General features: G+C 45.2%; 5 protein-coding genes. 2 read left to right on the top strand and 3 right to left on the bottom strand.

All coding sequences use genetic code 11. From position 1 onward, the window contains the following. Positions 1 to 836 precede the first annotated feature (836 nt). From DW083_RS15970 to DW083_RS15960, 3 genes are read right to left on the bottom strand one after another with little or no spacing between them, the layout of a single operon-like run. Positions 837 to 1,763, bottom strand: a complete 927-nt coding sequence (locus DW083_RS15970; RefSeq protein WP_122333041.1) for a PmoA family protein — start codon at positions 1,761 to 1,763, stop codon at positions 837 to 839. Between the two features lie 13 nt (positions 1,764 to 1,776). Continuing rightward, positions 1,777 to 2,895, bottom strand: coding sequence for a sensor histidine kinase KdpD (locus tag DW083_RS15965; RefSeq protein ID WP_122333040.1), 1,119 nt, complete (start codon positions 2,893 to 2,895; stop codon positions 1,777 to 1,779). A 4-nt stretch (positions 2,896 to 2,899) separates the two neighbouring features. After that, a complete protein-coding gene (locus DW083_RS15960; RefSeq protein ID WP_158582123.1) occupies positions 2,900 to 4,804 on the bottom strand; it encodes a HAMP domain-containing sensor histidine kinase in 1,905 nt (634 codons plus the stop codon). A gap of 354 nt (positions 4,805 to 5,158) precedes the next feature. Here DW083_RS15960 and DW083_RS15955 point away from each other — a divergent pair, with 354 nt between their 5' ends. Next, positions 5,159 to 5,833 (top strand): succinate dehydrogenase/fumarate reductase cytochrome b subunit, encoded by a 675-nt coding sequence (locus DW083_RS15955; RefSeq protein ID WP_115498491.1) that lies wholly within the window; start codon positions 5,159 to 5,161, stop codon positions 5,831 to 5,833. 35 nt (positions 5,834 to 5,868) lie between these two features. Next, complete coding sequence (locus DW083_RS15950; RefSeq protein WP_122333038.1) at positions 5,869 to 7,812, top strand: fumarate reductase/succinate dehydrogenase flavoprotein subunit; 1,944 nt, start codon at positions 5,869 to 5,871, stop codon at positions 7,810 to 7,812. Positions 7,813 to 7,821 lie beyond the last annotated feature (9 nt).

The following is a 7,821-nucleotide window of genomic DNA, read 5'->3' as shown; positions in this document are numbered from 1 at the left end:
AAAGAGAGAATCGACTTTATGTCTAATAAATATGCATAATGCTATTATTATGTATTAATAATGATGTTATAATATTCATAGTGATATGAAAATAGCAATATTTGTATTCTATAACTATTCATCAATAAGATACCTGATATCACATAAATAAGCTGTTTTTTCCTCTAAAAGCAAGGATTTATTATCATAATCTAACGCAGTTCTGCTAAGACCATGTTAAATAACATAGGTCATTTAACCTTGAAACCTGCCAGATCAAAGCCTCATGTTGTCATTCAATTTAATTCAAATCTCATGTAAAGAAATTGACAATAACCCCCTTTTTCCCCGTTTTTCTATTTCAACCAAAATCTTGAACCATTTTGAAGTGTCTCTTTTCTCGTTTTTTGCCTTTCCTGCTGACACCGAACGGAACGAGCTGCCAAGTCCGTCCCGAAAAACGTGCAATTTGATTGCCGGAAAGCGTAAACGCCGGCAAAGTGATAAACCTTAACTCCCGGAGAATCGAATATTTGAAAATAAAACGGACGGTGTCTCAAATATCCCAAGGAAATTTGAGCGGCTTTTGGGCATGAGGACGGTCGTTCTTCAAAAGAAGACGGTCGTAATCGCCATTGCGACCGTCCTCATGGGTGATGCACTCGGCACCTCGCGAAGATTAGAACGGTCGCAATGGCAAAGAGGACGGTCGCAATGGCGAAAAACTCCCGAAAAAGAGGGAAAATCCTCTTTTTGACGTAAAAAAAGAGGATTAACATTTATTTGGTTTCAGATGTCTTTTGGGGATGGAAAATCTATTTTTTACAATAAGCCCCCTAATTTATCGGCAAGTTAGCTCACAATCTCTCTGCTGTTGCCGCATCAATTTTCCGGTCCAACACGTAAATCCGGTAAGAGAGGCTTAACTCCTTACCCGGTTCCAACGTAAAAGCTTGCTGCTTTGTCGGAGAGAAATTCCACATCACATCGCCGGCGGGTTTATTGACAGTCTTGTCCCAGACACGCAAAGGCTCCGGATAGTTCAGATTGGAAGGATTGGCAACAATCAGGATACAGGCATCTTCGTTTCCGGCTTTCCCTTGAAAATAGCACCAACGAGCTCTTGAGCCATCCGCCTGATCACGGGTAAGCCCTTCGGATGTAAGCATTTCAGCGGTCTGGTCATTCCAGTCTTCGCGCGTACGTATACATATACCGCCATATCGGTAAGCTTCCATTGTAATCGGGCTGGAGCCGGCACAACGCAACGTTGTGTGGTAATCGATATAATAGCCCGGCAAGTCCGTTTTGCCGATACTGACTTCCAGTTTCTCATTCATCGCCATCTTTTCTGCGGGAGAATCCGGATAAACAACATGATCCAACGTCGCCGCAAAGCCGGTATCGGAAACACGGTCGAAATTACGGAAACGGACAGTTCCTTGTTTTTTGTTGAGATTCCAAAAATCGATCTCATTGCCTTCAAACGTCGTTTTCGTCCAGGCATACCACAACCCGAAATGATGGTAGTGGTCGGAAGGCGAACAATTGGTCAGCACTTCACCCTTCAACGTCTTCAACGGATGGATAAAGCCACTGCGCTTATAAACCGTATCCACTCCGGGAGCCGGATAAACCATCGCATAATTATAGGAGAACAAAGGCTTGCCATCCATACTATAGGTTAACGATTTGCCGGTATCCTCCACCGAAAGAGACGCCTGTTGGCAACCGGCAAACAAGAAAGAAATAAAAACACAAACAAAAAATGGTACAACTTTCATAATGATATTCTTTTTATAATGCTTCGCTATCATCCGGCATACGCAAGGGCAGGGTAAACCAGAAAACAGAACCTTTCCCCGGCTCTGACTCCACTCCTATCTGACCGCCCATGTGTTCTACAAAACCTTTGCAAAGTGCCAATCCCAATCCGACGCCCTTTGATTTGTTAGCGACAGCCTGGATAAAACGGGCAAAGATCTTCCCCTGTATTTCATGCGGGATACCTTCACCGGTATCGGATACAAAGAAACGAATCTGTTCCGACCCAGACAAGGCACATCCGACCCGTATTTCCCCTTCCGATGTATGTTTAACAGCATTCGACAAAAGATTGGAGAGTATTTGCGTCAACCGGTTGCGATCTGTAAACATATGAAGATCAGGAATAGGCTCCATGACCAGCTTCACCGACGGAGCGACCTGCAGTGCGTAAACCTTGCACAATCCATCGACCAGGTCGGGCACATAAACCTTCGAATAAGAAAACGAGATTGTATCCGACTCGATTCTGGAAATATCCACCACGTCATTCAACAGATCCAGCAATAATACATTATTATTTCGAATTATGCTAATATATTGTTCGCAAACTTCCGGGTCCGTCTCATCGGCCAACAACTGCGAGAAACCGGCGATGGCATTAAGAGGTGTCCGGATTTCATGATTCATATTGGCAAGAAAGGCTGACTTCAACTGTTTGGAACGTTCTGCCTTATCACGGGCCTCCGCCAGCTTTTTACGCATCCGGCGATTGACCTGTATCATCACGAACAACAGAAGACAGCAGAACAGCAGGCAGGAAATAAACAAATACAGGAAATCCGATTTCAAATGCAGCTGTTCGTTTTCCTCCGCCATTTGCCGGGCTTCATTCTCAGCCCGGAGGCGGTCGATCTGCTGGACATAAAAAACCTCTTCGAGCGAATCCCGTGTGTCGGCCAGATGAAGGTATGAATCGAACGCTCCTTTATAGTCGCCCGATTCTTCTTTCCTTACGGCTTCATCATAAAGTTTCCGGAGCTGTTCCGCGGTGGAGTCAGGCAAAGCCCTTGTCCCCTCTAACTCGGCAGAGACAAGAGAGAACGGAAAAACCGAAAGAACTATACATAATATGAATATATACCGTTTCATCTTTCTATATATGTTTAAGAGGCATCACAAATTCTATCCGGCATCCCGACTCCGTCCGGACCGGCATAGACATGCGTCCGCCCATTTTCATAATAAGTCCTCTGCTGATCACCATACCCAATTGTATATTCTCTAACTTGCTGGCCGTTTGCGCCAATCGGTCGAACATAAACTGGCAAGCCTCTTCCGAAAAGACGATGCCCTTGCAGCTAACAAAGAAAACAACCTCTTCGCCTTCCGCCCGATATCCAAAAGAGACTTCCCCTGACTTGGCATGCAGAAATGCACAATGAAGTATATTCTCCAAAACCTGGGCAAGCCGTATCGGATCGGCCGTCATCCGCATCTCTTTTACCGGGAGTAGGCACAAACGAACCTCCTCGGTAGCTGACGATTGCATCTTCATATAGACTTCACGTACCAGCCGGGCCAGGTTTACATCTTCATAATGAAATTGCATCCGGTCCGACTCGATCTTCGAAACATCCAAAATATCGAAAATAACACGTTGTGCCAGTTCGTTGCGCGAACAAAGCGAAACAGCATATTTCTGTCTTTTCTCCATCTCCGTCTCACGGATCAGAGACTCGGAAAAAGCAGATGTTTCTTGCAGGAAATCATTTACCACGCGGGTCATATTACTCAGAAAAACAGAAGTATTCTCATCTGCCTCCACCGCCTCTTCCACCGCTACAGCCAACAGGCATTTAATCCGGTAAAAACGGTAACACAAATAACAGAGCAACAAGAGAGCCAATGCAAGGGAGAAAGCCAGTATTAACTGGAAATGAATGACTAACGATTGTTTTTTTCTTTCTGTTTCGAGTTGATTGATATGGAAGAAGGAACGAAGTTGATGAGATTGGCAGTCAAACCGTGCACAGCTAAGGGAATCGGCAATTTGCACACAATGGCGAAGTTCTTCGGTTGCCTGTTTATAATCACCTTTCTTAGCGGCTATAACCGCTCTTCTACGGCAGACATCCGGATTCTCACCCGAGTGGCGGAGTTGCAAATAGTAGGCTGCCGTGTCCAGGCACGCCGTCGCCTGATCATAATCCCCTACCGCCAGATAATAGTCCGACCAGGTAAAATAGAGGCCATCCTTATAAGTATCATAAATATCGCTTTGCTTATATTTGTCGGCTTTCTTCAGGCAGGAACAGGCTTCCGCCGGATGGTTGCAGTAAAGCTCGTAATCCGCTTCATTGCAATAAACCCAAATCCAGTAATAGGAGAAATAATCTTTCGGTTTGTCGGGATTAAGCAAATGGAAATCGATCAGTTCCCGGCGTACGGAGTCGACATAAACGATCACCCGCTCTTCCCGGTTCAACTGACGGCTGGATTCCGCTAAAATAAAATAGAATTCCATCCGGTTCATGTGTTTGTCTTTCATGCCATCCAGCAGCCGAACACCCCGTTCGGCCCATTCCAAAGCGTCATTACACCGTCCCGAGATATAACAAGCATAGGCAATTACATAGCAAGCCTCGGCTACATCGCCCGCACTCCCGATTGCTTTCGCTTCCTTATACATCTCCCGTCCTTTCTGAAGGGCCAGCTCAAATTCGCCACGGTCCGTATATAAGGTGATAATCATAGCCTGAGTTTCGAACAGATAATCCAGCATCTGTTCACGACGGAAAAAACTGATAGCAGGCACCGACACCTTCTCGGCCTGTTCCCAATCGACAGCATTAAAATAATGGCGGATTTGATTCCGGTAGGCATAAGCTTTAAAATTCCGGTTTTCCGGACCTTCCGACTCGTTTAGGAGAGAGTCGAGATACAATAGTTCTTCAGGCGTATCATCAGCCCGTTCGCAGCAATCTTTCAGATATTGTAACCGAATAGAATCGGGAGGAAAGGAGTTCACAGCATTACCTCTTTCCTGACACCAGATCATACCAGTCGCATATACGAATAATAGTCCGGAAAATATACATCTCCTCAGGACGTTCATTACCTCGATTTAATTGTTATTCTATTCTACCCTATGCAAAAAGTTATATATTCTGATCAGAAGGTTGTATATCCTGACCATTTTGCAAATATACAACAATGTAGCAAAGCTGCAATAGTATTGTAGAAAAAATTAACTTTCGCTCTCAAAAAAACACTTGGAAAATCAACCATCCAATTGCCGAAATATTTCTTTAATCGTTTGCGTGATATGTGGATTTAGCCTACCTTTGCACGATAATAACCATAGATTGGAAGAAATTTCTAAATACAATTAAATAACTTAAATTATTATCTTATGTGGTTACTTAATTCTTCTATCGGGAAGAAGCTGATAATGAGTATATCAGGTCTTTTCCTAATTCTGTTTCTATTGTTCCACTTGTGTATGAACATAGCAGCGGTATTTTCTGGTGAAGCGTATAATGTTATTTGCGGTTTGCTGGGATCTAACTGGTATGCTCTGGTTGGTACATTAGTGTTGGCTGCTGGCGTGGTAGTACACTTTGTGTATGCTATCATTTTGACCCTGCAGAATCGTAAAGCACGTGGTAATGACCGTTATGCTATCAACGCCCGTCCGAAAGGCGTTGAATGGGCTTCTCAAAACATGTTTGTTTTGGGTCTGATTGTTATCCTGTTCATGATTTTGCACTTTTCACAGTTCTGGTACAATATGATGTTCGCCGAACTGGCAGGTATTCATGGAGACATTCATCCGCAGGATGGTGCCGCTTTCATCAACTTCTATTTCCAGGGCAATGTTGTAAACACAGTGCTGTATCTGGTATGGTTCGTCGCATTGTGGTTCCACCTGACTCATGGTTTCTGGTCCGCTATTCACACTATCGGTTGGAACAATACAATCTGGTTAAACCGTTGGGAATGCATTTCTAAGTGGGTAGCTACTATCATTTGTGGCTTGTTCGCTGTTATTACAATTATTTTCTTCCTGAATGGTGTAGGTGCTTAATTTAGGTTTAAATCTTCAATTGAAAATAAATCATTATGACTCAAATAGATTCTAAAATTCCTCAAGGCCCGTTGGCTGAGAAGTGGAAAAATTATAAAGATCACCAGAAACTGGTGAACCCCGCTAACAAGCGTCGTCTGGATGTAATCGTTGTAGGTACAGGTCTGGCTGGAGCATCTGCTGCCGCTTCTTTGGCAGAAATGGGATTCAACGTATTGAACTTCTGTATCCAGGACTCTCCCCGTCGTGCACACTCGATCGCTGCACAGGGCGGTATCAATGCTGCAAAGAACTATCAGAATGACGGCGACTCTGTTTACCGTCTATTCTACGATACAATCAAAGGTGGTGACTATCGTGCCCGCGAAGCTAATGTTTATCGTCTGGCAGAAGTTTCCAACTCTATCATCGACCAGTGCGTAGCACAAGGCGTTCCTTTTGCCCGCGAATACGGCGGTCTGTTGGACAACCGTTCATTCGGTGGTGCTCAGGTATCGCGTACGTTCTATGCCCGCGGTCAGACGGGACAGCAGTTGCTGCTGGGTGCTTACTCCGCTTTGAGCCGCATGATCGGTCTGAACAAAGTGAAGATGTACACCCGTCACGAAATGTTGGACGTTGTCAAGATCGACGGTCGCGCCCGCGGTATCATCGCACGCAACCTGATCACCGGTAAGATCGAACGTTTCTCCGCTCACGCCGTAGTGGTTGCAACAGGTGGTTATGTAAATACATTCTTCCTGTCTACCAACGCAATGGCTTCCAACGGTTCTGCTGCATGGCAGTGCTACAAGAAGGGCGCTTATTTCGCTAACCCCTGTATGGTACAGATTCACCCGACTTGTGTTCCTGTACACGGCGATTACCAGTCCAAGCTGACATTGATGTCCGAATCACTGCGTAACGACGGCCGTATCTGGGTACCGAAAAAGCTGGAAGATGCAAAAGCCTTGCAGGCCGGAACGAAGAAAGGGAAAGATATCCCCGAAGAAGACCGTGACTACTATCTGGAACGCCGCTACCCGGCATTCGGTAACCTGGTTCCGCGCGACGTGGCTTCACGTGCCGCCAAAGAACGTTGCGACGCCGGCTTCGGTGTGAACAACACGGGTCTGGCTGTATTCCTCGACTTCTCCGACGCTATCAACCGTCTGGGTAAAGATGTTGTAAAAGCAAAATATGGTAACTTGTTCGACATGTACGAAGAAATTACCAACGACGATCCATATGAAACTCCGATGATGATCTATCCGGCTCTGCACTACTCCATGGGTGGTCTGTGGGTAGACTACGAATTGCAGACATCCATTCCGGGTCTGTTCGCTATCGGTGAAGCCAACTTCTCTGATCACGGTGCTAACCGTCTGGGTGCATCTGCTTTGATGCAAGGTTTGGCCGACGGTTACTTCGTATTGCCTTATACAATCCAGAACTATCTGTCCGACCAGATCCAGGTTCCGCGTTTCAGCACCGACCTGCCTGAGTTCGCAGAATCTGAAAAGGCTATCAAAGACCGTATCCAGAAATTGATGAGCATCAAGGGTAAAGAATCTGTAGATTCTATCCATAAGAAACTGGGTCACATCATGTGGGAATACATCGGTATGGCCCGCGATGCCGAAGGTTTGAAAGAAGCTATCCAGAAACTGAAAGACCTGAAGAAAGAATTCTGGACAAATGTACATATCCCGGGACAGGCAGAAGACCTGAACGTGGAATTGGAAAAGGCATTGCGTCTGGCAGACTTTATCGAGATCGGTACACTGATGGCTCACGATGCATTGGATCGTGCAGAGTCTTGTGGTGGTCACTTCCGTACTGAACATCAGACAGAAGAAGGTGAAGCTCTTCGTCATGATGATAAATTTATGTATGTATCTTGCTGGGAATATCAGGGTGAAGACAAAGATCCTGTTATGCTGAAGGAAGATTTGAATTATGAATTCGTAGTACCTCAGACACGTAACTACAAGAAGTAACAATTTTCA

This window comes from Parabacteroides sp. AF48-14 (genome assembly GCF_003477465.1).
GTDB classification, from domain to species: Bacteria; Bacteroidota; Bacteroidia; order Bacteroidales; family Tannerellaceae; genus Parabacteroides; species Parabacteroides acidifaciens.
This window is presented reverse-complemented; position numbering and strand designations above follow the sequence as displayed.

What these genes read in the sequence shown, in the direction of transcription:
- DW083_RS15970 (WP_122333041.1), bottom strand. Translation starts at nt 1,763, where the DNA reads ATGAAAGTTGTACCATTTTTTGTTTGTGTTTTTATTTCTTTCTTGTTT.
- DW083_RS15965 (WP_122333040.1), bottom strand. Translation starts at nt 2,895, where the DNA reads ATGAAACGGTATATATTCATATTATGTATAGTTCTTTCGGTTTTTCCG.
- DW083_RS15960 (WP_158582123.1), bottom strand. Translation starts at nt 4,804, where the DNA reads ATGATCTGGTGTCAGGAAAGAGGTAATGCTGTGAACTCCTTTCCTCCC.
- DW083_RS15955 (WP_115498491.1), top strand. Translation starts at nt 5,159, where the DNA reads ATGTGGTTACTTAATTCTTCTATCGGGAAGAAGCTGATAATGAGTATA.
- DW083_RS15950 (WP_122333038.1), top strand. Translation starts at nt 5,869, where the DNA reads ATGACTCAAATAGATTCTAAAATTCCTCAAGGCCCGTTGGCTGAGAAG.